26 protein-coding genes and 4 riboswitches are annotated in these 23,693 nt (G+C 35.7%); of the genes, 24 read left to right on the top strand and 2 right to left on the bottom strand.

The genetic code is table 11. From position 1 onward, the window contains the following. Positions 1 to 3: 3 nt before the first annotated feature. Positions 4 to 1,161 (bottom strand): SH3 domain-containing protein, encoded by a 1,158-nt coding sequence (locus I6L50_RS00800; protein WP_219300013.1) that lies wholly within the window; start codon positions 1,159 to 1,161, stop codon positions 4 to 6. A 259-nt stretch (positions 1,162 to 1,420) separates the two neighbouring features. Continuing rightward, positions 1,421 to 1,533: riboswitch (TPP riboswitch) on the top strand. A 60-nt stretch (positions 1,534 to 1,593) separates the two neighbouring features. Beyond that, positions 1,594 to 1,697: riboswitch (TPP riboswitch) on the top strand. An 89-nt stretch (positions 1,698 to 1,786) separates the two neighbouring features. Here I6L50_RS00800 and tenA point away from each other — a divergent pair. From tenA to kdpDN, 18 genes are all read left to right on the top strand, one after another. Continuing rightward, complete coding sequence (gene tenA / locus I6L50_RS00795; protein WP_219300011.1) at positions 1,787 to 2,482, top strand: thiaminase II; 696 nt, start codon at positions 1,787 to 1,789, stop codon at positions 2,480 to 2,482. After that, the gene (locus I6L50_RS00790; RefSeq protein ID WP_219300010.1) at positions 2,451 to 3,200 is read left to right on the top strand and encodes an ABC transporter ATP-binding protein; all 750 of its coding nucleotides are present in this window, start codon (positions 2,451 to 2,453) and stop codon (positions 3,198 to 3,200) included. Before tenA ends, I6L50_RS00790 begins: the two co-directional genes overlap by 32 nt. Beyond that, on the top strand, positions 3,200 to 3,952 hold the full coding sequence (locus I6L50_RS00785) for an ABC transporter permease (RefSeq protein ID WP_113936784.1): 753 nt from the start codon (positions 3,200 to 3,202) through the stop codon (positions 3,950 to 3,952). The genes I6L50_RS00790 and I6L50_RS00785 overlap by 1 nt, the downstream gene beginning before the upstream one ends. Continuing rightward, the gene (locus I6L50_RS00780; protein ID WP_113936772.1) at positions 3,949 to 4,950 is read left to right on the top strand and encodes an ABC transporter substrate-binding protein; all 1,002 of its coding nucleotides are present in this window, start codon (positions 3,949 to 3,951) and stop codon (positions 4,948 to 4,950) included. The genes I6L50_RS00785 and I6L50_RS00780 overlap by 4 nt, the downstream gene beginning before the upstream one ends. A gap of 10 nt (positions 4,951 to 4,960) precedes the next feature. Next, entirely contained in the window at positions 4,961 to 5,581 is a 621-nt protein-coding gene (gene tenI, locus I6L50_RS00775) for a thiazole tautomerase TenI (protein ID WP_113936771.1), read from the top strand. Next, positions 5,574 to 6,683 (top strand): glycine oxidase ThiO, encoded by a 1,110-nt coding sequence (gene thiO, locus I6L50_RS00770; RefSeq protein WP_219300009.1) that lies wholly within the window; start codon positions 5,574 to 5,576, stop codon positions 6,681 to 6,683. The genes tenI and thiO overlap by 8 nt, the downstream gene beginning before the upstream one ends. Before the next feature lie 15 nt (positions 6,684 to 6,698). Next, positions 6,699 to 6,902, top strand: coding sequence for a sulfur carrier protein ThiS (thiS, locus tag I6L50_RS00765; RefSeq protein ID WP_001049509.1), 204 nt, complete (start codon positions 6,699 to 6,701; stop codon positions 6,900 to 6,902). Positions 6,903 to 6,904: 2 nt separating this feature from the next. Continuing rightward, entirely contained in the window at positions 6,905 to 7,675 is a 771-nt protein-coding gene (gene thiG / locus I6L50_RS00760) for a thiazole synthase (RefSeq protein ID WP_002186754.1), read from the top strand. Beyond that, the gene (gene thiF / locus I6L50_RS00755; protein ID WP_219300008.1) at positions 7,668 to 8,687 is read left to right on the top strand and encodes a thiazole biosynthesis adenylyltransferase ThiF; all 1,020 of its coding nucleotides are present in this window, start codon (positions 7,668 to 7,670) and stop codon (positions 8,685 to 8,687) included. The genes thiG and thiF overlap by 8 nt, the downstream gene beginning before the upstream one ends. A 6-nt stretch (positions 8,688 to 8,693) precedes the next feature. Then, entirely contained in the window at positions 8,694 to 9,515 is an 822-nt protein-coding gene (gene thiD / locus I6L50_RS00750) for a bifunctional hydroxymethylpyrimidine kinase/phosphomethylpyrimidine kinase (RefSeq protein WP_219300006.1), read from the top strand. Between the two features lie 557 nt (positions 9,516 to 10,072). Beyond that, positions 10,073 to 10,220, top strand: a riboswitch (cyclic di-AMP (ydaO/yuaA leader). Between the two features lie 93 nt (positions 10,221 to 10,313). Continuing rightward, a complete protein-coding gene (locus I6L50_RS00745) occupies positions 10,314 to 10,700 on the top strand; it encodes a hypothetical protein (RefSeq protein ID WP_219300005.1) in 387 nt (128 codons plus the stop codon). A gap of 16 nt (positions 10,701 to 10,716) precedes the next feature. Continuing rightward, complete coding sequence (locus I6L50_RS00740) at positions 10,717 to 10,947, top strand: hypothetical protein (RefSeq protein WP_044444605.1); 231 nt, start codon at positions 10,717 to 10,719, stop codon at positions 10,945 to 10,947. Between the two features lie 262 nt (positions 10,948 to 11,209). Next, a riboswitch (cyclic di-AMP (ydaO/yuaA leader) is annotated at positions 11,210 to 11,355 on the top strand. Between the two features lie 95 nt (positions 11,356 to 11,450). Next, positions 11,451 to 11,555, top strand: a complete 105-nt coding sequence (locus I6L50_RS00735) for a SipW-dependent-type signal peptide-containing protein (protein ID WP_000887888.1) — start codon at positions 11,451 to 11,453, stop codon at positions 11,553 to 11,555. After that, the gene (gene kdpF, locus I6L50_RS00730; protein ID WP_000972378.1) at positions 11,552 to 11,632 is read left to right on the top strand and encodes a K(+)-transporting ATPase subunit F; all 81 of its coding nucleotides are present in this window, start codon (positions 11,552 to 11,554) and stop codon (positions 11,630 to 11,632) included. Before I6L50_RS00735 ends, kdpF begins: the two co-directional genes overlap by 4 nt. Before the next feature lie 19 nt (positions 11,633 to 11,651). Further along, entirely contained in the window at positions 11,652 to 13,319 is a 1,668-nt protein-coding gene (gene kdpA, locus I6L50_RS00725; protein ID WP_113936764.1) for a potassium-transporting ATPase subunit KdpA, read from the top strand. Positions 13,320 to 13,332: 13 nt separating this feature from the next. Then, entirely contained in the window at positions 13,333 to 15,423 is a 2,091-nt protein-coding gene (gene kdpB, locus I6L50_RS00720) for a potassium-transporting ATPase subunit KdpB (protein WP_219300003.1), read from the top strand. 17 nt (positions 15,424 to 15,440) lie between these two features. Then, entirely contained in the window at positions 15,441 to 16,022 is a 582-nt protein-coding gene (kdpC, locus tag I6L50_RS00715) for a K(+)-transporting ATPase subunit C (RefSeq protein ID WP_219300001.1), read from the top strand. Between the two features lie 56 nt (positions 16,023 to 16,078). Then, the gene (gene kdpDN / locus I6L50_RS00710) at positions 16,079 to 17,233 is read left to right on the top strand and encodes a KdpD-like non-kinase potassium sensor (RefSeq protein WP_219299999.1); all 1,155 of its coding nucleotides are present in this window, start codon (positions 16,079 to 16,081) and stop codon (positions 17,231 to 17,233) included. 18 nt (positions 17,234 to 17,251) lie between these two features. On the opposite strand, the gene I6L50_RS00705 is transcribed toward kdpDN, so the two are convergent. After that, positions 17,252 to 18,433, bottom strand: coding sequence for an MFS transporter (locus I6L50_RS00705; protein WP_219299997.1), 1,182 nt, complete (start codon positions 18,431 to 18,433; stop codon positions 17,252 to 17,254). A gap of 161 nt (positions 18,434 to 18,594) precedes the next feature. On the opposite strand from I6L50_RS00705, the gene I6L50_RS00700 reads away from it, so the two are divergent. The 6 genes from I6L50_RS00700 (at position 18,595) to I6L50_RS00675 (ending at position 23,667) form a co-directional block, all read left to right on the top strand. Further along, on the top strand, positions 18,595 to 19,035 hold the full coding sequence (locus tag I6L50_RS00700; protein ID WP_374108363.1) for a MarR family transcriptional regulator: 441 nt from the start codon (positions 18,595 to 18,597) through the stop codon (positions 19,033 to 19,035). Between the two features lie 130 nt (positions 19,036 to 19,165). After that, positions 19,166 to 20,020, top strand: a complete 855-nt coding sequence (locus I6L50_RS00695) for a patatin-like phospholipase family protein (protein WP_002140445.1) — start codon at positions 19,166 to 19,168, stop codon at positions 20,018 to 20,020. Between the two features lie 197 nt (positions 20,021 to 20,217). Continuing rightward, complete coding sequence (locus I6L50_RS00690) at positions 20,218 to 20,613, top strand: hypothetical protein (protein WP_219299992.1); 396 nt, start codon at positions 20,218 to 20,220, stop codon at positions 20,611 to 20,613. Positions 20,614 to 20,700: 87 nt separating this feature from the next. Next, complete coding sequence (locus I6L50_RS00685) at positions 20,701 to 21,774, top strand: ABC transporter permease (RefSeq protein WP_219299990.1); 1,074 nt, start codon at positions 20,701 to 20,703, stop codon at positions 21,772 to 21,774. A 9-nt stretch (positions 21,775 to 21,783) separates the two neighbouring features. Continuing rightward, on the top strand, positions 21,784 to 23,016 hold the full coding sequence (locus I6L50_RS00680; protein WP_219299988.1) for an ABC transporter permease: 1,233 nt from the start codon (positions 21,784 to 21,786) through the stop codon (positions 23,014 to 23,016). Continuing rightward, positions 23,017 to 23,667 (top strand): ABC transporter ATP-binding protein, encoded by a 651-nt coding sequence (locus I6L50_RS00675; RefSeq protein ID WP_219299986.1) that lies wholly within the window; start codon positions 23,017 to 23,019, stop codon positions 23,665 to 23,667. Positions 23,668 to 23,693 lie beyond the last annotated feature (26 nt).

The raw sequence follows: 23,693 nt of genomic DNA, 5'->3' as shown, positions 1-23,693 counted from the left end.
AATTTACCTAACTAAATATGGCAGTGGGTTTACTGCATTTGTTTTTTCAAAATTCCATTCCCCATTATGTAATTCAAAATGGAGATGTTGCCCGTATGAATGACCTGTGTTTCCCATATGACCTACTAATTGTCCAGTTTGTACTTGATCACCAGCTTGTACAGTGCGATCCTTCATATGAGCATAAACTGTTGTATATAATTTCCCATTTATTTGATGGGCGATGAACACGACATTGCCGTAGCTAGCCGAATAATAAGATTTCACAACCTTACCTGCAGCAGCAGCTTGAATAGAGACATTTCCTTGTGCTGCTATATCTATACCATAATGCATTTGCTCCCAGCGCATATCAAAAGTGGAGCTGATTTTCCCTTGAGTAGGGAATTTGAAAACTGCTGGAATTGATGCAGGTGGAGCTGTTTCAGCGTGTGCTTGATTTTGATTTTGCACTACATAGTGTTTTGCTACATATCCGTATCCTGTGCCAAAACGAATTTTATACCAAGTACCTACCGTTTCTACTACTTGTACTTGTGTACCATTTTGTAATGAGCCAAGTAGAGTGCCACTTGTGCTAGCATTGCTACGTACATTTAATTTTGGTGTTGCAACAGTATACGAAGGAGAACCTTGTACTGTTACACCTTTTACTAGAGGTGTGGATCCATTAGATACAAATGTTTTTTGTACGTAACCAATTTGACCGTTATGTAATATTTTGTACCAATCCCCTTGTTCACCTTGAATGGTAATGAATTGACCATTTGGTAATATATCTAGAATAGAAGACTCTGTATTAGGTTCAGAACGAACGTTTAATGCGTTTGCATTTACGATATATTGAGACTTTGGTTGAACATTTTTTTTGAATAGAATTGCATCTTTTTTCATATAGCCTGTTTTGTTGTTAACAGATACTTTATACCAATCTTGAGTTGTATCAAGAATAGTAACCGGGCTATTAAATCGAATGTTATCAATTATTGCACTGTCTGTATGGCTATTTTGATGTAGTGCAACGTTGTCAATTTTTACATATCCAGTTTTTACTGTAGATGGTTGCTTAGCAGCCGCTGTTTGTATATCGGATTCTCCCATAGAAGGAAGTAAAGAAGCAATTGCGATAGTAGTTGCTGTTAAAGCTGTAGCTTTATTCATGTAATAAAGACCTCCTCTAGTTGTATAGTTGTAATTTTATTATAGTATAAAGATATAATATATTGGTCGTATTCACATAAATGTAATATGAAATCAATAAAAATAATGTCAGAAGAGAGATTCGTATATAAATATTGTATATATCATTTGTGAGGTCGTATTTATATTTGTTTAACACGTTAAGAATTAATTCTCAATTAAGAAAATTAAAACAGTTGATGATGTCTTATGGCGATGTTATACTGACAGTGATAATTTTATAGTTTGCTAGGAGGGCTGGTGTTGCCAGCTGAGAGTAGGGCCCTAAGCCTTTGATCCTTTTTATTACCTGATCTAGATTATGCTAGCGTAGGGAAGCAATTCGGACATTAACAATGAGTCCCCGTTTCTTTGCGTATAGAAACGGGGCTTTTTTATTTAAAAATTTCATATTAACACCACTAGGGGTGCTTTTCGTGCTGAGAGAGGAATAATCCTTAACCCTTACAACACCTGATCTAGATAATACTAGCGAAGGGAAGTGGAACAACGAATAAATTATAATTTTATTTGCTGTAACCACTTCTTATATACAGAAGTGGTTTTTTTATTGAAATAAATAGATATATAGGAAGGGGAATTATTAATGAAATTTTGTGAAAGATTATTTAATACGGTGCAGCCTGTTTGGGAGAAAAGTCATAATCATCCGTTTGTAGTAGGTATGGGGGATGGTACGTTGGAAAAAGACAAATTCCAGTACTATATTATTCAAGATTATTTATATTTGTTAGATTATGCAAAGCTATATGCAATTGGGGTTGTAAAGGCAACGAATCCACAAGTTATGGCAAAATTTGCAGAGCAAATTGATGGGATTTTAAATGGAGAAATGACGATCCATAAACAGTATGCAAACAAACTTGGCATTACTGTAGAGGAGATAGAATCTGCGAAACCATCTGCTAAAAATTTAGCATATACAAATTACATGATGTCTGTATCTCAAAATGGCACACTTGCAGAATTAATATCAGCTTTACTTCCATGTATGTGGAGTTATTGGGAGATTGGAAAGCGTTTAAATGATATTCCTGGAGCAAGAGATCATGAGTTCTTTGGAGAGTGGATTCAAGGATATAGTTCTGAAGAATACGGTAACCTTTGTATTTGGTTAATAGATTTATTAAATGAAATGGCAGTTGGAAAGTCAGAGAAAGAGCTAGACCGATTAGAGGAGATTTTCTTATATTCCAGCCGATTTGAATATTTATTCTGGGATATGGCTTATCGTAAGGAGATGTGGGGTTTTGAGGAGCAAGAACATACTACAGTTTCATAATGTTTCCTTTCATTATGATGAGAAACCAATCATCGATGAATTAAATGCTTCTATACAAGATAAAGAGTTTGTAAGTATTATCGGACCGAGTGGATGCGGGAAAAGTACTTTATTTCGCCTTATTACAGGCTTAGAAGAGGCAAGTACTGGACAGATAGAGCTGACAAAAACAAAGAGTCATCCTGTAGGGTATATGCCCCAAAAAGATATGCTCTTGCCGTGGAGGACGATTATTGAGAATGCGGCTCTGCCGCTAGAGTGCCAAGGTGTGCAGAAGAAAGAAGCGCAAGTAAAAGCGAAAGAACTGTTACATAAATTTGGTTTACAAGGGTACGAGAAAAAATATCCGAAAGATTTATCTGGTGGTATGAGGCAACGCGTATCTTTTATCCGAACTTTATTAACAGGCGGGGAGATATTATTGTTAGATGAACCTTTTAGTGCATTGGACGCTTTAACGAAGGCATCTTTGCAAGAATGGTTGTTTGAACAATGGAAAGAGTGGAAAAAAACAATTTTATTTATCACTCATGATGTTGAAGAAGCATTGTTTCTTTCTAATCGAATTTTGGTTGTAGAAAATCAACCGATAGCAACTTTAACTGAGCGAATTGTGCCGCTTGATCGTAACCGAACAAGAAAAGATTTATATAAACCTGAAGTGTTAGCGCTTAAAGAAGAGCTCCTTAGTATGTTACAAAGGCAGGTACTTGTATGATGAATCGCTTGAAGGAGTTATTACCTGCCCTTATATTAAGTGGAATTCTACTTGCTCTATGGGAAGTAGGAGCAAGAATTGTAGATGAGATGTACATTTTGCCATCACCTTCTGCAATTGTAATGAAGATATGGGTGCTGAAAGATATATTATTTACGGTTCATTTACCTGCAACGTTGTACGTCGTTTTAATAGGCATTGTTATTTCTATCGTACTGGGCGTAGGGCTAGCAATGTTAATGAATGCGAGTACGTGGATGGAAAGAGCATTTTATCCGTTATTAGTTGCTTCACAAACAATCCCGATTACTGCGCTTGCGCCGCTCTTCGTTTTATGGTTTGGATATACCATCTGGAGCAAGGTTGTTGTTACCGTTTTAATTACGTTTTTCCCAATTGCGGTCAATACGTATGATGGACTGCGTAGTACGAAAAAAGAATGGGAGGAGCTCTTAGTCACGTATGGTGCAACAAAAAAAGATATTTTTCTAAAGCTAAAGTTGCCATCTGCTCTTCCTTACTTTTTCTCAGCGTTAAAAATTGCAGTTCCGCTTAGTGTGATCGGGGCAGCAATTGGAGAATGGCTCGGTGCACAAGCTGGGCTTGGATATTTCAGTAAAAGAATGATGACACAGTTAGACGGAGCTGGTGTATTTGCACCAATTGTATTGTTATCATTATTAGCTATTTTCTTCGTCATACTTATTTCCACATTAGAAAAGAAATTCATTAGTTGGAGGAAACATTCATGAAATTATTAAAACGCATCTTTGTGTTTACATTATTAGTTGCAATGATTGCGGGATGTTCGAGTAACTCGGCATCAGATAAGAATAAATCAGAAAAAGAAATAACAGTAATGCTTGATTGGTACCCGAATGCGGTACATAGCTTTATTTATACGGCAATTGAAAAAGGATACTTTAAAGAAGAAGGAGTCAAGGTGAATATTAAATTCCCTTCTAATCCGACTGATCCATTAACGCTAGCGGCAGCAGGGAAAGTGACCGTTGGCTTGTATTATCAACCAGATGTTGTCATGGCAAAAGCAAATGAACAAATTCCAGTGAAATCAATTGGAGCTGTCGTACGTTCGCCGTTAAATCATGTTGTATCGCTGAAATCAGCAGGTATTAAGTCACCTAAAGACTTAGAAGGAAAAACAGTTGGATATTCTGGGACCCCTTTAAGTGAAGCATATTTAAAAACGATGGTAAAAGAAGATGGTGGTAATCCAGATACAGTAAAAGTAGTCGATGTTGGATTCGATTTAGTACCAGCGTTAATTACGAAAAAAGTGGATGCTGTAACAGGAGCATACATTAACCATGAAGTACCTGTTATGCGTCATGAGGGCCATGAACCAGCGTACTTTAATCCAGCTGATTACGGTGTGCCGAATTATCATGAGCTTGTGTTTGTAACAGGTGATAAAACTTTGAAAAAGGATAAAGAAGCATTACAGGCCTTTTTACGTGGTGCGAAAAAGGGATATGATTTCATGAAGAAAAATCCGGATGAAGCATTAAATATTTTATTAGATCATCAAGAAAAAGAAAACTTCCCACTTGTACCAGAAGTTGAAAAAGAAAGTATGAAAATTTTATTAGAGAAGATGGAAACGAAAGATGAGCCATTCTTATCGGATTCAAAAGAGTCATGGGAGAAACAAAATAAATGGTTGAAAGACAAAGGAATGGCGAAAGAAATTGTTCCAGCCAATGAATTATTCGAAAACATTTTAAAGTAGGCGAATGAATATGAAAAATGAGCTTCATGTAATCTCAAATGGCCATATGCCATTTGAAGAATTAGTGAATGTAGCGATGCAAATTGAGAGTGAGATTGATTATTTGCATATTCGTGAGCGTGAGAAGAGCACGAAGGAATTGTATGAAGGTGTGGAAAGTCTTTTGGGGAAAGGCTTTCCGGCATCGAAGATAGTGATAAATGATCGAATTGATATTGCTATTCTATTAAATATTCCGCGTGTGCAGCTAGGATATCGAAGCGCAGATGTAAGGTCGGTGAAAGAAAAGTTTTCTTATTTGCATGTTGGCTATTCAGTACATTCTTTAGATGAAGCGATAGTGGCATTTAAAAATGGAGCGGATTCACTCGTTTACGGTCATGTATTTCCAACGGCTTGTAAAAAGGATGTGCCAGCAAGAGGATTAGAAGAAATTGCTCATATGGCAAGATGCTTATCCATACCAATAACTGCAATTGGTGGGATTACCCCTGAAAATACAGGTGATGTTCTTGCAAATGGTGTAAGTGGCATTGCTGTTATGTCTGGGATTATAAGCAGTAGTAATCCGTATAGCAGGGCGAAATCTTATAAGGAATCAATAAGAAAGTGGGCGGAAAAACATGTGTAAGAAGTATGATGTAGCGATTATTGGCGGAGGTGTAATTGGTAGCTCAGTTGCACACTTTCTAGCAGAAAGAGGGCATAAAGTAGCGATTATAGAGAAACAAAGAATCGCATCTGAAGCTTCGAAAGCAGCTGCTGGTTTGCTCGGTGTTCAGGCAGAGTGGGATGCATATGATCCGCTGTTTGAGCTTGCTAGAGAAAGCCGTGCTATATTTCCACAACTTGCAGCAGTTTTACGTGAAAAAACAGGCATCGATATTGGGTATGAAGAAAAGGGCATTTATCGCATCGCTCAAAATGAAGATGAGAAGGAAAGAATTCTTCATATTATGGATTGGCAACAGAAAACAGGTGAAGATTCCTATTTTCTAACGGGGGACCATTTACGGGAAAAAGAGCCATTTCTATCCGAGTCAATTATAGGAGCGGTATATTATCCGAAAGATGGTCACGTTATTGCGCCAGAGCTTACGAAAGCATTCGCACATTCTGCAGCAATTTCCGGAGCTGATATATATGAACAAACAGAAGTGTTTGATATTCGTATTGAAAATAATAAAGTGACTGGAATTGTGACAAGCGAAGGTGTAATCACATGTGAAAAGGTCGTTATCGCCGGAGGATCATGGAGTACGAAATTGCTACATTATTTTCAGAGTGATTGGGGTACATATCCTGTTAAGGGGGAGGTTGTTGCAGTAAGAAGCAGGAAACCTCTGTTGAAAGCTCCTATTTTCCAGGAGAGGTTTTATATTACGCCGAAGCGCGGTGGCCGTTATGTGATTGGGGCAACGATGAAGCCTCATACATTTAATAAATCTGTACAACCAGAAAGTATTACTTCCATATTAGAGCGTGCCTACACAATATTGCCTGCTTTAAAAGAAGCAGAATGGGAAAGTACGTGGGCTGGGTTAAGACCGCAGTCTAATCATCAAGCTCCTTATATGGGAGAGCATGAAGAAATAAAAGGTTTATATGCTTGTACGGGCCATTATCGAAACGGCATTTTATTAAGTCCTGTTTCTGGTCAGTATATGGCTGATTTAATAGAAGGAGAGCAGGAGAATCACTTGCTAGATTTATTGCTTTCTAAAATGGTGTAGAAAGGGGATGGAAGTTTGAATTTAAAAATTAATGGTAACCAAATTGAAGTACCAGAGAGTGTAAAAACAGTAGCTGGGCTACTTACACATTTAGAGTTAGATAACAGAATTGTTGTAGTAGAACGTAATAAAGATATTTTACAAAAAGATGATCATAACGATACATCTGTTTTTGATGGGGACCAAATTGAGATTGTAACTTTCGTAGGAGGCGGTTGATTATGTTAAACATTGGACAATTTTCATTTCATTCTAGACTTTTATTAGGAACAGGGAAATTCCCTGATTTTGATGTGCAGCAAAAGGCAATTGATGTTTCTGAGGCTGAGATTTTAACATTCGCAGTACGTCGTATGGATATATTTGATGCGAAGCAGCCTAATTTATTAGAGAAACTTGATGTAAAAAAATATACGTTATTACCGAATACAGCAGGAGCAAAAAATGCTGAAGAAGCTGTTCGTATTGCAAAATTAGCAAAAGCCTCTGGACTTTGTGACATGATAAAAGTAGAAGTTATTGGTGATGATAGAACGTTATTACCTGATCCAGTAGAAACGTTAAAGGCATCTGAAATGTTACTAGAAGAAGGATTTATCGTTCTTCCTTACACATCTGATGATGTTGTATTAGCACGCAAACTACAAGAACTTGGTGTACACGCGATTATGCCAGGAGCATCACCGATTGGCTCAGGGCTTGGTATTGTAAATCCATTAAATTTAAGTTTCATTATTGAACAAGCGACAGTACCAGTTATCGTTGACGCTGGTATTGGTAGTCCAGCTGATGCAGCATTTGCAATGGAATTAGGAGCAGATGGTGTGTTATTAAATACTGCAGTATCTGGAGCGAACGATCCTATTAAAATGGCATACGCAATGAAATTAGGTATTGAGGCAGGACGACTAGGGTTTGAAGCAGGTCGTATTGCACGCAAGCGCTGCGCGACAGCAAGTAGTCCTTTAGAAGGAATGAGCGTAGTTGAATAATCGATATTCTCGCCAAGAACTATTTTCTCCAATTGGGGAAGAAGGGCAACAAAAGCTAGGGGAAAAGCATGTACTTATTATCGGTGCGGGTGCATTAGGTAGTGCAAATGCAGAGATGTTTGTAAGGGCAGGCGTTGGTAAGGTAACAATTGTTGACCGCGATTATGTAGATTGGAGTAATTTACAAAGGCAGCAATTGTATGCAGAGCGTGATGTAGAGAATAACCTTCCGAAGGCTGTGGCGGCAAAAAAACGTCTAGAAGAGATTAATAGTGAAGTAAGAGTAGAAGCTCTCGTTCAAGATGTAACGGCTGAAGAATTAGAAGAACACGTTACAAATGTTGATGTAATCATCGATGCGACTGATAATTTCGAAACGCGTTTCATTGTGAATGATGTAGCGCAAAAATATTCTATTCCATGGGTTTACGGGGCATGTGTAGGAAGTTACGGTCTTTCTTATACTATTCTTCCAGGCAAAACGCCATGTTTATCTTGTTTATTACAATCGATTCCACTTGGCGGAGCGACATGTGACACAGCGGGGATTATATCACCTGCTGTATCTCTCGTCGTTTCTCATCAAGTAACGGAAACACTTAAACTGCTAGTAGAAGATTATGACTCGCTTCGAGATGGACTTGTGTCATTTGATGTATGGAAAAATGAGTATTCATGTATGAATGTGCAAAAGCTTCGTAAACATAATTGTCTATCATGTGGTGAGCAAGCATTATATCCGTATTTAAATAAGGAAAATACTTCAAAAACAGCGGTGTTATGCGGGAGAAATACAGTTCAAATTAGACCACCTCATAAAGAGGAAATGGATTTTGAACAATATAAAAAATTGCTGAATGATCGTGTGAATGATTTAAATGTAAATCCATATTTATTATCATTTTCGGTTGAAGAAAAGAGATTAGTTGCTTTTAAAGATGGCCGTGTACTTGTACATGGAACGAAAGATATAAGCGAAGCGAAAACAATTTATCATCGCTATTTTGGGTAGAAAAGGATGAGTGGAATGAAAGTGAATAAAGCTTTAACAATTGCAGGGTCTGATAGCGGAGGCGGCGCTGGGATTCAGGCGGATTTAAAAACATTCCAAGAGCTTGGTGTGTATGGAATGACGGCTATTACAGCAATTACTGCTCAAAATACGCTTGGCGTTCAAGGGGTATATCCTGTTTCTTTAGAAGGAATTACGGAACAGCTGAATTCAATTGGTACGGATTTAACGCCAGATGCTGTAAAATTAGGAATGTTATTTAGCAGTGAAATTATTCAAATTGTTGCAGAACATATTAAAAAATTCGGCTGGAATAATATTGTGCTAGATCCTGTTATGATTGCAAAAGGCGGGGCATCATTATTACAACAAGAAGCAGTACAAGCATTAAAGGAATATTTATTGCCAGTAGCAACTGTTGTAACACCGAATGTTCCTGAAGCAGAAGTGTTAACTGGAATGGAGATTCATAATGTAGAAGATAGTAAGGAAGCTGCAAAAGTATTGCATGAATTAGGAGCTAAATATGTTCTTATGAAGGGCGGACATGCAGAATATCAAGGGAATGAAGTAATTGATTTACTCTTCGATGGAGAAGCGTTTATTGAATTTAGAAGCGAGCGAATTCCTTCGAAGCAAACGCACGGAAGCGGGTGTACATTTGCTTCAGCGGTTACAGCAGGACTTGCGAAAGGCTACTTGATGGAAGAGGCGGTTCAAGAAGCAAAACGATTTATTAGTATAGCGATTGAAGAGCCGTTGAATATTGGAAGTGGTCATGGGCCGACGAATCATTTTGCGTATAAATTGAATAAAGCGCGTGCATAAGTGGAAATTCAACCAGTGGGGCTATATCCTCACTGGTTATTAAGGTTAATGATTAATAAAAGTTTAATATATGGTAGTGAATTTGATTTGGGTATCTTGTTTAAATGCGTCCTTTTAGATAAATAAAATATATAAAAGGTGTGATGATATTAATATTAAAAATATAAGGTATGGAATCATAGCTTTCTTATTATTACTTAAGTATTTACTATAAATTAATAACAAACAAGAAATTTAAAAAATGATTTCTAGTGTAGTACGGAATTCAGTATAACTAGTAATAGTAACTAAAATCACTAGAATTAAAAGTAACGAATTACCTAGAATGTTTATTATTTTAATAAAATTATTCTTTTTATCCTCGGTCATATAGTATCCTCGTTTCACGTTTAATTTTTAATCATTTTTTTATTTAGTATTATTACAATACGACTCATGAAAATTCCTATTGAATATAAATATTTATAATGTCTAGCAACAATGAAAAATCCACCTTAAGGATTTTTCATTGTTTACTTTTTCCAAATACAGGAGTAATATATCAGCCAGAATACATTTTTTGTAATACGCTGAGTCCAAATGTATGGAGCGGAGGAACCAATTTGTGCGTCGTCACTAGGGGTGAATCTTTCAATTTTGAAAGTAGGGCTACTCTCAAAGCCCGAATCCGACAGCTAACTTCGTAAGCGTCTTGAGAGAGGGCGGTGCCATGATGGATATATCACTTCGTCGGTCTGATTAGTATAGGAGAATATCAATCTATGTTTGAGTTCTTTTATGCTAAGGAGGATGAGGTACATGGAATTAACGCTTATTTGCGTTGGAGAAGAAAATAAGGTAAAGAGTTTAAGAGAGCTAGCAGCATTTCAGCATGAGTTAATTATTTTTACAGCAAATGAAGAGATAGCAGATCAAGTTAGAAATTGTGGATTTGATTGGACTTATAGCTGTAATAAGGATCAGGATTTTACTAGTATTTGCGAGCGTATTAAGAAGGTGATTTTACTAGGAGATGAGCTTCCGATAGTTAGTTTTTTCACAGAACGCATTCGTTTTTCTTTTCAAGCGCCTATTACTGTTGTTACAAGGAATAAACGATATCCGGCCAGGCTCTATGAAACAATTGGAGCTAAATTTGTAGTGTTTACGAACTGTGATAATATTTCTTTTTTATTTTTTGAATAGGGCGGGGGAAATAAAGATGAAAGTGTTGTTACTAGGAGATATAGCGAATCGTTGGGCGGTATCGGTAGAGAGAGTTCACGAATTGGTAGTGCTCGATCCTCTTTTTCCAGGGCCATATATTATATTACCATCAAAAGATGTTTTGTATTTAGAGGCGGATATTACCGAATATGAGCAGTTACATGCAGAATTATCACAAGTTTATATTCGAGGGAGAAATTTGCGTGCTTTTTTACGAGGAGAATAAAGATTGAATGAAAAAAGAGCGAATGCTGAGTGCAACATGCTATGCACTTCATGTAATTCGCTCTTTTTATTTCGTATTTAAAAGATCATTTCTGTGAAAAAGAAAGGAAAGACGAGAAAACAGATGAAAAAATATTAATAACAACTAATGTAAACGCTTAAATAGATGGATATTTTCTTATTTTCAGTAATTTACCCCTTTACAAGTTAAATTTAGAGGAGTATATTTACTCTCATAAATCATTCATGAAATTTCCAAAAAAAACCTAAAATCGCTGAGTTCCAGAAATGGAGCGGGGGAACCAATTTTGTGCATCGTCACTTGGGGTGAATCTTTCAATTTTGAAAGTAGGGCTACTCTTTAGGCCCGAATCCGACAGCTAACCTCGTAAGCGTTTAGAGAGGAGGTTTACTTTGTGTTGTTCGTTTCGAACACTAAGTAGAGCTTAGTGTTCTTTTTTTGATAACTAGATGGTAAAATTTAACAAAAAGTGAGGGGTAGTTATGTTAGATGTCGTAATGATCGGTATTTTTGTTGGGTTAGTCGCATCGATGGCAAGTCTTGCAAGTTGGTCAGATAAAGTTGTGAAAGAAGGGAAGCAATCATGATGATTGCCTTATCGGTTATTGTTGCAGCGATTACGGTGTACTTAGTGTACGCATTATTAAATCCAGAAAAGTTTTAATTAGGGGGAATCATTCATTATGATTTGGGTTGCAGTCGTTATTACAATGCTCTTGTTTATTCTAGTAGCAAAGCCAACGGGGATTTATTTAGAAAAAGCTTTTCAAGGTAGCAAAACGCTAGATAAAGTATTTGGGCCTTTTGAAAAACTTATTTTTAAAATTACGGGTGTAAAAGCATACAATCAAACGTGGAAACAGTACGCATTATCATTAGTTTTACTCAATGGATTTATGATTGTTGTCGTATATTTCATTTTCAGATTACAAGGCGTATTGCCATTAAATCCAGCGCATATTGAAGGGATGGAGCCTACGCTCGCTTTTAATACGGCAATTAGTTTTATGGCTGATACAAACTTACAGCATTATAGCGGCGAAAATGGTTTATCTTATTTATCACAATTAGTCGGAATTACATTTTTAATGTTTGCGGCACCAGCAACGACGTTAGCGCTCGTTATGGCTTTTATAAGAGGACTCGCTGGAAAAGAACTCGGTAACTTTTTCGTTGATTTTACGAGAGCATTAACGAGAGTTTTTCTTCCTATCGCATTTATTGCGGCGTTAGTCTTTGTCGCACTTGGTGTACCACAAACGTTAGATGGAGCAGTTACAGCACAAACAATTGATGGTGCGAAGCAAAGTATTTTACGTGGTCCAGTTGCATCATTCGTTTCAATTAAGGAACTTGGAAATAACGGCGGTGGATTTTTCGGGGCAAACTCTACACATCCTTTTGAAAATCCAGGGCAAATGAGTAATATTTTGCAAATGATGCTTATGATGTTATTGCCAACAGCACTTCCATTTACGTACGGACGAATGGTAGGAAATAAAAAACAAGGTCGTATCCTTTTTGTTTCACTATTCATGGTATTTTTACTAGGATTTATAACGATTACAACATCTGAATTACATGGAAATCCAGTGTTAAATGGAATGGGTATCGAACATGTACAAGGAAGTACAGAAGGAAAAGAAGTCCGATTTGGAACAGTATTTTCTTCCCTTTATGCGACAGTAACGACAGCTGCGGAAACAGGGGCCGTTAATACGATGCATGATACGTTAACACCAATTGGTGGTCTAGTTCCACTCGTAAATATGATGTTAAATACAGTATACGGCGGTGTTGGAGCAGGCTTTGTTAACATTATCATGTATGCAATTATTGCAGTCTTTATATCTGGGTTAATGGTTGGACGGACACCAGAGTTTTTAGGTAAGAAAATTGAAGGGAAGGAAATGAAATTAATTGCGGTAACGATATTATTTCATCCATTGCTTATTTTAGGATTTTCGGCATTAGCTCTTTCAACAAGTTTAGGAACGGATGCAATTTCTCATTCCGGTTTCCACGGTTTAACGCAAGTTGTTTATGAGTATACATCATCAGCTGCGAATAACGGATCTGGATTTGAAGGATTGAGGGATAATACACCGTTTTGGAATATTACGACTGGTTTAGTTATGTTTTTAGGACGCTATTTCAGTTTAATTACGATGCTAGCTGTTGCAGCTTCACTGAAAGAGAAGACGGTAGTACCAGAAACAGTCGGAACGTTCCGTACAGATAATGGTTTATTTGGAGGGATATTTATCGGAACAATTGTAATTGTTGGTGCGTTAACATTCTTCCCGATGTTAGTACTCGGCCCAATTGCAGAATTTCTTACATTGAAGTAATGGAGGGTAAATGATGAGACCGGTAGTAGTAAAAGAAAAACAAGTAGATCAGTCACAAATACATGCTGTAGAAGATGAGGTTAGACAAGCGAAAACGATGGATCGTGATATCGTGACACATGCGATGAAACAATCCTTTGCGAAATTGAATCCGAAAGTAATGATAAAGAATCCGATTATGTTCGTTGTGGAAATTGGATTTATCATTACGTTAATTTTATCCTTTCTTCCAAGTAGTTCTAGTAGTGTACCAGGGTGGTTTAATATAACAGTTTCTCTCATTCTATTATTTACAGTTTTATTTGCTAACTTTGCAGAAGCTTTAGCTGAAGGGCGTGGTAAAGCGCAAGCTGATTCTTTAAAACAATCGAAGAAAGATGTGTTTGCAAATGTTGTAAAAGAAAATGGAGACATTGTTCAAGTTTCAGCAACTGAGCTGAGAAAAGGTGACGTTGTTATTGTAAAACAAGGGGAAATGATTCCGAATGATGGTGAAGTAATTAAAGGATTAGCGTCTGTAGATGAATCAGCAATTACAGGGGAATCAGCTCCTGTTATAAAAGAAGCAGGTGGCGATTTTTGTTCAGTAACAGGCGGAACGATGGTCGTAAGTGATGAGATTACGATTGTGATTACGAGTAATCCTGGTGAATCATTTATTGATAAAATGATTTCTTTAGTAGAAGGAGCTGCTCGTCAAAAAACGCCGAATGAGATTGCTTTAAATACAGTATTAACGAGCTTAACTCTTATTTTCTTAATCGTTGTTGTGACGTTGCCGATTTTTACAAATTATTTAGGGTTTCAAATTGATACAGCTGTACTTGTTGCATTGTTAGTTTGTCTAATTCCAACGACAATTGGTGGGTTATTATCGGCAATTGGTATTGCTGGGATGGACCGCGTAACAAAGTTCAATGTATTAGCAATGTCAGGGAAAGCAGTAGAAGCTGCGGGTGATATTAATACAATTATTTTAGATAAAACAGGTACGATCACTTTCGGGAACCGGATGGCACATACACTACTCCCTGTAGGAAATGAAACGATTGAGCAAGTAGGAAAATGGGCTGCGATTAGCTCAGTTTTAGACGAAACACCAGAAGGTCGATCAGTTATAGAATATGTACAAACGAAATCTATATCATATAATAGAGAACTTGCAGAACAAGGTGAATTTGTTCCGTTTAAAGCAGAAACGAGAATGAGTGGTGTTGATTTACAGGATGGAACGAAAGTAAGAAAAGGTGCTGTTGGTGCCGTTATTGAATGGGTTCAATCAAAAGGCGGAACGATTCCGAAAGATGTGAATCAAAAAGCAGATTTAATTTCAAAAGAGGGTGGAACACCACTTGTAGTTGCAGTGGATGATCGTATTTACGGTTTAATTTATTTAAAGGATACAGTAAAACCTGGTATGCGTGAGCGTTTTGAACAATTGCGCCAAATGGGAATTAAAACGGTTATGTGTACAGGGGATAACCCATTAACAGCAGCAACAATTGCAAAAGAAGCAGGGGTAGATGAATTCGTTGCCGAGTGTAAACCAGAAGATAAAATTGCAGTTATTAAAGCAGAGCAAGATAAAGGTAAACTTGTAGCGATGACAGGTGATGGTACAAATGATGCCCCGGCATTAGCGCAAGCTGACGTTGGGTTAGCGATGAATAGTGGTACGACAGCTGCGAAAGAAGCAGCAAATATGATCGATTTAGATTCGAATCCAACTAAAATTATTGAGGTTGTAGGAATCGGTAAGCAATTGTTAATGACACGAGGTGCGTTAACGACGTTTAGTATTGCGAATGATATTGCAAAATATTTTGCAATCATTCCAGCAATGTTTACACTTGCGATTCCGCAAATGGAAGCATTAAACATTATGAAATTAACATCACCGCTTTCAGCAATCTTATCAGCATTAATATTTAATGCGGTTATTATTCCGTTACTTATTCCGCTAGCGATGAAAGGTATTGCATATAAACCAATGAGTTCTAATGCATTGCTTAGCAGAAACTTACTCATTTACGGGCTTGGCGGAGTGATCGTTCCATTCATTGGAATTAAAGTAATTGATATGATTGTCGGCTTGTTCATATAAGGAAGAGGGGAAAAAAGATGGCGGAAAAACAAAGTATACTTTCACCAATTATTCGTATTACTTTTACGTTCTTAGTCTTGTGCGGCCTTGTATACCCGCTTATTGTAACTGGTATTGCGCAAGCGGTAATGAAGGATAATGCGGATGGAAGTCTTATATATAATGATAAGGATGAAGTAGTTGGTTCAAAATTAATCGGTCAAAATTTCACAGATCCACGTTATTTTCATGGACGTGTTTCTAGTATAGAATATAAAGCAGAAGCATCTGGCTCAAATAACTATGCGCCGTCTGATCCAGATTTAGCAAAACGAGTTGAGAAAAGTATTGAAGACTGGAAAAAACAAAACCGGGCTGTTCCAGTTACAGAAGTACCGATAGATTTAGTGACGAATTCGGGTTCAGGGCTTGATCCTGACATTAGTCCAAAAGCGGCTTCTGTGCAGGTAGATCGCATCTCGAAATTAACGAATATTCCGAAAGAAAAGCTGAATCAACTGATTAAGGATCAAACGGAAGGTGCTGCACTTGGCTTGTTTGGAGAAGATCGCGTGAACGTCTTAAAGTTAAATTTAGAATTACAGAAATTAATGAAATAGTAACAGTGCTACCTCAATCTAACGGATTGAGGTAGTGTTGTTTCGAAAGAAAGGTTGTGAGTGTTTTGTATGCGGATGACTATAAACCGACGTTTCAAAGGCGAACACCAGAAGAGTATCTAGAATACATTCGTCAACAAAATCGAGGGAAGTTAAAGCTATATGTAGGAGCGGCTCCAGGAGTAGGGAAAAGTTATAAAATGCTCTATGATGCTAGGGAAATGAAAAAAGACGGTATTGATATTGTAGTTGGTTTAATTGAAACACACGGTAGAAAGGAGACGGAAGAAGCAATTGCTGATTTAGAAAAAGTTCCTTTAAAAGAAATAGATTATAAAGGGAAAGTATTTTATGAACTTGATGTAGAAGGAATTATAAAGCGGGCACCACAAATTGTTGTTGTGGATGAACTTGCGCATAGTAATATTCCCGGGTCGAAAAATAAGAAACGTTACATGGATGTGCAGGAATTGTTAGATGCCGGTATATCTGTATTATCAGCGTTTAATATTCAACATTTAGAAAGCGTTCATGATATTGTAGCTCAAATTACGAATGTCAAAGTACGAGAGCGTATTCCAGACTTTATTTTACAAAAAGCAAATGAAATTCAGCTTGTTGATGCAACACCTGAGGTACTCCGGAAGAGATTAATAGATGGAAAGATATATAAGGAAGAAAAAATTCAACAAAGCTTACAAAACTTCTTTACGATAAATAATTTAGGGGCATTAAGAGAGTTATCACTTCGAGAAGTTGCAGATGATATGGATGAGAAAATTAGCCAAACAGTAATAGAACCGATCGGCGTGAAAGAAAAAATTCTCGTTTGTGTACAATACAGTTCAACAGCAGAGAAATTAATACGGAGAGGTTGGCGCATGGCTGATCGGTTAAATGCTGAATTGTATGTGTTAAACGTTGAAAGAGAAAATATAGATTCTATTTCAGCTGGCAAAAAGCAAACGATTGAAGAATGGAAATCGCTAACGAATCAATTTGATGCGAGCTTTGTATTAGAAGAAGCAAAGGGAAGAAAGCCCGCTGATGTTATTATTGAAGTTGCAAAAAGACTACAGGTGACACAAGTTTTACTCGGGCAATCGGCGAGAACACGGTGGGAAGAAATACGAAAAGGTTCTATTGTAAATGAAATTATGAGACAAACGAAGTGTATTGATATTCATATCGTTGCTGATCAAAGAGCTTAAGAGACCATCTATAGGTCTCTATTTTGCTTTTTGTGCAGCATGGGAATGTAACATTCTCATTGCGTATAAAACTATAAGTAGAAATGTAACTGCTCCTATAAAGAAAATCCAAAAGTAATTTTGATTAAATAAAAGAAACCCACCTACAATAGGTCCTGTACCCATGCCAAAATAGCGAATGAAGTTGTACATACCGATAGCTGTTGCGCGTTCTTGTACGAATTCTTCCGTTAATAAAGTAGTGTGAGTTGGCATAGAGAGTCCCATGCTAAAACCGTATAAAGAGGTAACGATAATGATGATTGGGATATTGATGCTATATGTGAAAGAGAATAAAGTGATACATATAATATTGAAGAAGCTAGTGATGAATAAAGCTTGCTTTGTTGTGAACCGTTCTTGCAAAAATTTGTAGCAATAACTTCCTAACATAATAGAAAGGGACATTGGTACAAACATAAGACCAATTTCACTTGCGTGTAGATGATATATATTTGTTAATATGCTAGGCAAAAAAACGAGGAAACAGAAATACATACAAAATTGAATAAAGCCAATAAGTGTAATAGAAAATCCAGTTTTATTTTTTAAGATAAGCCAGTAATTCTTTTTTGCTTTAGGTTGCTCAATTACATTTGGTTTTGTTTCTGGAAGTAGTGAAATGTTTATAATTAATAAGATGATGCCAATTGTAGATAAAAACAGAAATACAGATAAGTGGCCATTTATACTGCCGAGATAACCACCTATGAGAGGGCCGATCGCAGGTGCGAGAGCAAGTAACATTTGATAAAGGCTCATCGCTTCTCCGCGTTCTTTTCCTTCAAATAAATCACCGATAATAGTTGCTGCAACTATAGGTATAGCCGCTATTCCTAAAGCTTGAACAGCTCTAAAGAATAGAAATAAGTAAATGTTAGGTGAGAAAGCACAACCAATTGAGCCGATTGTACTAATAATTAAACTAGGGATAAGGACAGATTTTCTGCCCTTTGTATCAATTAAAGGTCCGTATATGAGCTGCATAACCGCAAGAACGAATGTGAAAAGTGAAACGGTTAAATTTACAAGATAAAGAGAAGTATGAAACGAATTTTGAATCATCGGCAAGATAGGTGTATAAATATTTTGAGCGAAGGAACCGAGTAAGGCACTCATACAGACAACATATAAAATGAAATTCAGTTTGGTTTTTTCCATAATGTTAACCTCCTCGTCATTTAGTTTCCTTGGAAACTAAATTAATTTTAACATGATTTTCTAACTTGTAAAGATGGAGAAATGATTTTAAAATGGTATATAGTTAAATTGTTTCTTTGGAAACTTAGGAGGCGAACGGATTGGAACGTACAGCGAAACAAATGGAAATACTTTCGGATATTCGTACACTTTTTCATAAAAAAGAAGAGCAGTTGAAAGGAAATAATGAGAAGTTTCTTCGTGAGACAGGTGTAAGCGGTATGTCTTTATCTGAGTTACATGTTATCGAGTGTATCGTAAAAAAGGGTCTTATGAATGTAACGGCTATTACGACAGAAATGGGAATGACGAAGGGTGCAATCTCTAAAATTTGTACAAAGTTGTTTCAAAAGCAATTCGTTGAGAAAATGCAAATGTTAGATAATCAAAAAGAAATTTTCTTCCGCTTAACGGAAAGAGGAAATGAAATATATAAAGCTCATGAAAAATTGCATAAACAAGCTGAAGAAAAGTGGCTGTTACTTTTAGATGGATATACGAAAGAAGAGCAAGATTTTATTCAAAGGTTTATAAAGGATGTCTCTGGTCATTTGGAAATATAATTGGAAGAAAAAATCCCTCCATTTCAAGCCTTTTAAATATAATTTCTGAAAGAACTCATATATAATAGAAAAAGATACTTAACATAGTGAATAATTAAAGAGTCGATATATATAAAGAGGAGAGAATAACATGCTTGAAAATACGGGATTAGTATTAGAAGGCGGCGGTATGCGTGGTGTATATACGGGCGGGATATTAGAATATTTTATGGAACAAGATTTATATTTTCCATATGTAATTGGTGTATCAGCTGGTGCTTGTCATGCAGCGTCGTATCTTTCCAGACAAAGAAATAGAAATAAAACAGTAAATATTGATTATGCATCACATCCGCAGTATTTATCGTATAAAAACTTGTGGAAAAAACGTCAGCTATTTGATATGGAATTCATTTTTCATGAAATTCCAGAAAAGCATGTACCGTTTGATTTTGAAACATACTTTAATAGTCCAGAGCGTTTCCTTGTAGGAACAACTGATTGTGAAACAGGACAGTCTGTTTATTTTGAAAAAGAGGGAACGAATGATGATGCACTAAATTTATTGCAAGCATCTAGTTCATTACCTTTCATTGCACCGGCAGTAAACTACCGAGGTAAGCAATTGTTAGATGGCGGGATTTCAGATCCGATTCCAGTTCGTAAAGCACAGGAAGATGGATTTAAAAAATCAGTCGTTATTTTGACGAGAAATCATGGTTACGCGAAGAAAAAATCAAAATTTGGTTGGATTGCAGCAAAGGCTTATAAGAAGTATCCAAACCTTGTAAATACGATGCTGAATCGTTATGAAGTGTATAATGAAACACTTCACTACATTGAAAAAGAAGAGCAAGCGGGTAATTTATTTGTTATTCGCCCAGAAGTGCCGCTTCAAGTAGATCGTATGGAAAAGGATACGGCTAAATTACAAAGTTTATATGAGCAAGGCTATGAAGATGCAAAGAGACAATTTGCAGATTTACAGGCGTTTTTGCAAAAATAATAATTAGGCTGTGGAGAAGGAGTTCTCTGCAGCCTTTTTTGTATTGCTACTTATACGTTACTTTTTAAAAATGTATTAATGTTTAAGTGTTTAAAGAGTTTGTAAAACATATGGGTTTATTATTGAGCAAAATTTGCTTGAAGGGTATTATGACGATGTAGCGCTACTAAACTATTTAATTTATGAGGTGATTGTTAATGAAAGGAAAGGTTTTTTCAATTACGACTTTAGTATTATTAGCAACATCAATCTCAAAAAGTGCATTCTATCCAACTTTAAGTGGTCACAAAAGCGGTAATCTACTATCTTACAGAGCTCAAACGACTACGAATCAAAATGCATCTCGCTGTTCAGTAGCAATCTCTTTTATTAATTCAAAAGGAAGCTATTCATATATTGAAAGCGCCTCGGATAAGTTAGGATCCCATGAATCTGGAAGAGCATTAAATGCTACTGTTAGTAATGGTGCATATAACGCCTTTGGTGCAAAAGGAATCTACTCTGAGCATTATGCTAATGAGAATAATGACTATCAAGAAGATACACACAAAGGTACTTTTGATAGTAATGGTAACTTACGATTACAGTGGTAAAAAACATTAAACAGTTGTCTTTATAAATATTTGGATAAGGAGAAGGGGATGTATATCATCTCCTTCTTATTTAAAAGGAGCCAAAGTATGTATTTAGCTTTTAAAAATATAAAAAGCAACAAACTGTTTTCCATAATTCTTCTTATGTCATTTTTTATTTCGTTTCTTTCTATATCAGTTGCCGCGCTTTTAACAGAGTCTAAACGAAACTTTATATCTGCCTTTCAAATCGGCTTTCCAGAAAAGAATCAAATGTTAACAGTTCCTATAGATAATGAAACAGAGCTTGAATCAATCATTCCTTTCATTCAAGATACTTTTGTAAAAAGTGATATTTACGTAGAGAATTTAAAAGCATTGAATAGTTCAGGTGCAATAAAAATTATAGCTTTGAACTTAAAAGATGATTATTATTGGAAGCCATATATTTCTGAAGGGCAATATTTTTATCGTGGAAATTCAAGTGATATGGTTGTTGGTGATCAAACAAATGTAGAGGAATTATATGAATTTGATGATACATATAAAAAAATAGGAACTGTATCGAGGAAAGACAGTGATGTCGGTGTATCAGACATATACATTCCACTTCAAAACTTACCTAATATATCTAAAAAAGGTATTATCGCTAGTAAACAATTACAATTAACAGTTGTTAACCCTACATCATCTATTCATAACGAAATAAAAACGTTTATAAATAGGAGCAAAGAAGTGCTTTCGGGAGAGGTTCAAATACTGAATGAACGAGATCTTCAGGAACTAAATGTAACAGATATAGATTCAGCAAATAAGTATTATTATAAGTTTATTCTTGTTGCAATAGTTTCTGGCATTTCCGCAGTCTTATTTTGGATTTATAAGAAACAAAGGGAGATTTCGTTAAAAAAAGCAGTAGGTGCGTCTAATAGATCTATTTACTGCGAACTATATATTCAAATTTTGTTGGTTTCTCTAGCAGCGATGTTGTTGGTTTTTCTTACTTTAGAAATATTTTCTGGAACAATTCATACGTATTTTCAGACATACTTATCAAAACCGTTAACACTATATGTATTGATATGTAATGTTGGTTTTATAATATTTCTTACAATGTTTGTTACTTTAATTCCGATCAAGCACATTATAAATATATATCCCGGAAAACATTTAAGAACATAGGAGGTCTTCATGTTTTTTATACTTGATTCTATACGGTTTATGAAAAAACGGCTGTTACCGAGTGTGATTATAGTAATTTCTTTAGTTATTGCATTTTCTTCAGCTATAGAATTTATTAGTAACCTTTCGGGATATCGAAAAATGATGACAGTAGCAAACGGTTTATCGACTAATGACAATTTCTATGAACTTTATGCAACACAAGATATAACGTTGTTTAGCGAAGAAAAAGCAAAAAATGACTATCAACATTTCATTCAAAGTTTATCTAATACGATACCAATTACAAATACAACAAATTATTTGTTTCGTGAATATTCATTTACCTTAAATAAAGAAAATGAAACGATAAAGACTTTGCTTGTTGATAAAGGTATTAATAAATATTTTCATATACGACTTTCACAAGGAAGATATTTTGAGGAATGGGAATTTCATAAATCAGTATTCAATATTAGGCCGGTTATATTAGGTGCTAATTATAAAGAAAAAGTATCTATTGGTGATGTCATACCATCTGGAAAAACGAAACTAAAAGTAATTGGTTTTTTAGAAAAAAATTCACCCTTTACACATCCTAGGAGTGGTGAAATATTAGACAATCGTATTACATTATTAGATAACATGGCTATTTTACCCATTGGAACAGAAGAAATAGAATTCCACAGTGTAGAACTTTTATATAATGGGTTAATTATAGAAATAAATGAGAAAATGGATATAAATGAATTTCAAAAGAAAGTATTAAAGGTAACAGAAGGTAAGGGGTATTCGTATTATGTTACAAATCCGAATAAATTGTTAGAAAACGAAAAGCAAGGCATTGATAATATGTCATACCCCTTATTATTAAGCGGTACAGTCTTATCCTTTTCATTTATATCTATTTTATTAACATCAATGGCAGCGCTTTATATGGAGCGTAAAAATATTTCTATTAAATCAGCATTAGGAGCAAGTACTTTTCAAATATGTCTTCCGTTTATTATTGAGTATATGTTGCTATTCATCTTATCAATATGTATAGGGACTATGTATTTTCAATGGGATAATAGCGGAATAATTAATATTCAGAAAGATTTCGAGAATAGCACGGTATCTTTTTTTGGAACGTTAAAAGTTTCTAAAGAATCATTAATTGCTATAAGTGCGTTATCAATTATAATGATGCTCATTATATATGCAATTATTTACTTCAATGTATTAAAAATAAAAAATACATATATGAAAGAGGTGTTATAGATGATTCAGCTCGCAAATGTGGTTAAGGACTTCGGAAAGAGTAATTTTAGTGCTTTAAAAGATATTAATCTTACAATAGAGAAAGGTGAAATGATAGCTATTATGGGGCCATCTGGTTCGGGGAAATCTACTCTTCTCAACATTATTGGCTTAATTGATAGCCCTTCTACTGGGAAGTATTTTTTAGATGGCATGGATACTAGTACATTAAAATCAAACTATCATAAGTATAGAAATAAGGAAGTTGGATTTGTGTTTCAGAACTTTTCGCTACTAGATGATTATACAATTATTGAAAATGTAATGCTTCCACTTGTATATAGAAGGATTTCTCATAAGAAACGTATGCAAATATCAAAAGAAATGCTGGAAATGGTAGGGCTTGAGAGACATATTAACAAATATCCCTACGAGTTATCAGGAGGAGAGCAGCAAAGAACGGCGATAGCAAGAGCATTAGCGCAAGATACAAAAATTATCCTAGCAGATGAGCCGACTGGTGCTCTTGATCAAGAAAACGGGAAAAAAATTATGAGCATTTTAAAAGAAATTAATAAACAAGGAAAAACGGTACTAGTTGTAACACACGATCAAAAGGTAGCTGCATACTGCCAGAGGACAATACGACTACTTGATGGCAATATTCAATAAATATAATGGTGTAATATGGATAAAAG

Origin of the sequence: Bacillus sp. FDAARGOS_1420, from assembly GCF_019344915.1 — a bacterium.
Lineage (GTDB): Bacteria > Bacillota > Bacilli > Bacillales > Bacillaceae_G > Bacillus_A > Bacillus_A mycoides.
The sequence above is the reverse complement of the archived record's forward strand: the minus strand, read 5'-3'. Positions and strand labels throughout refer to the sequence as shown.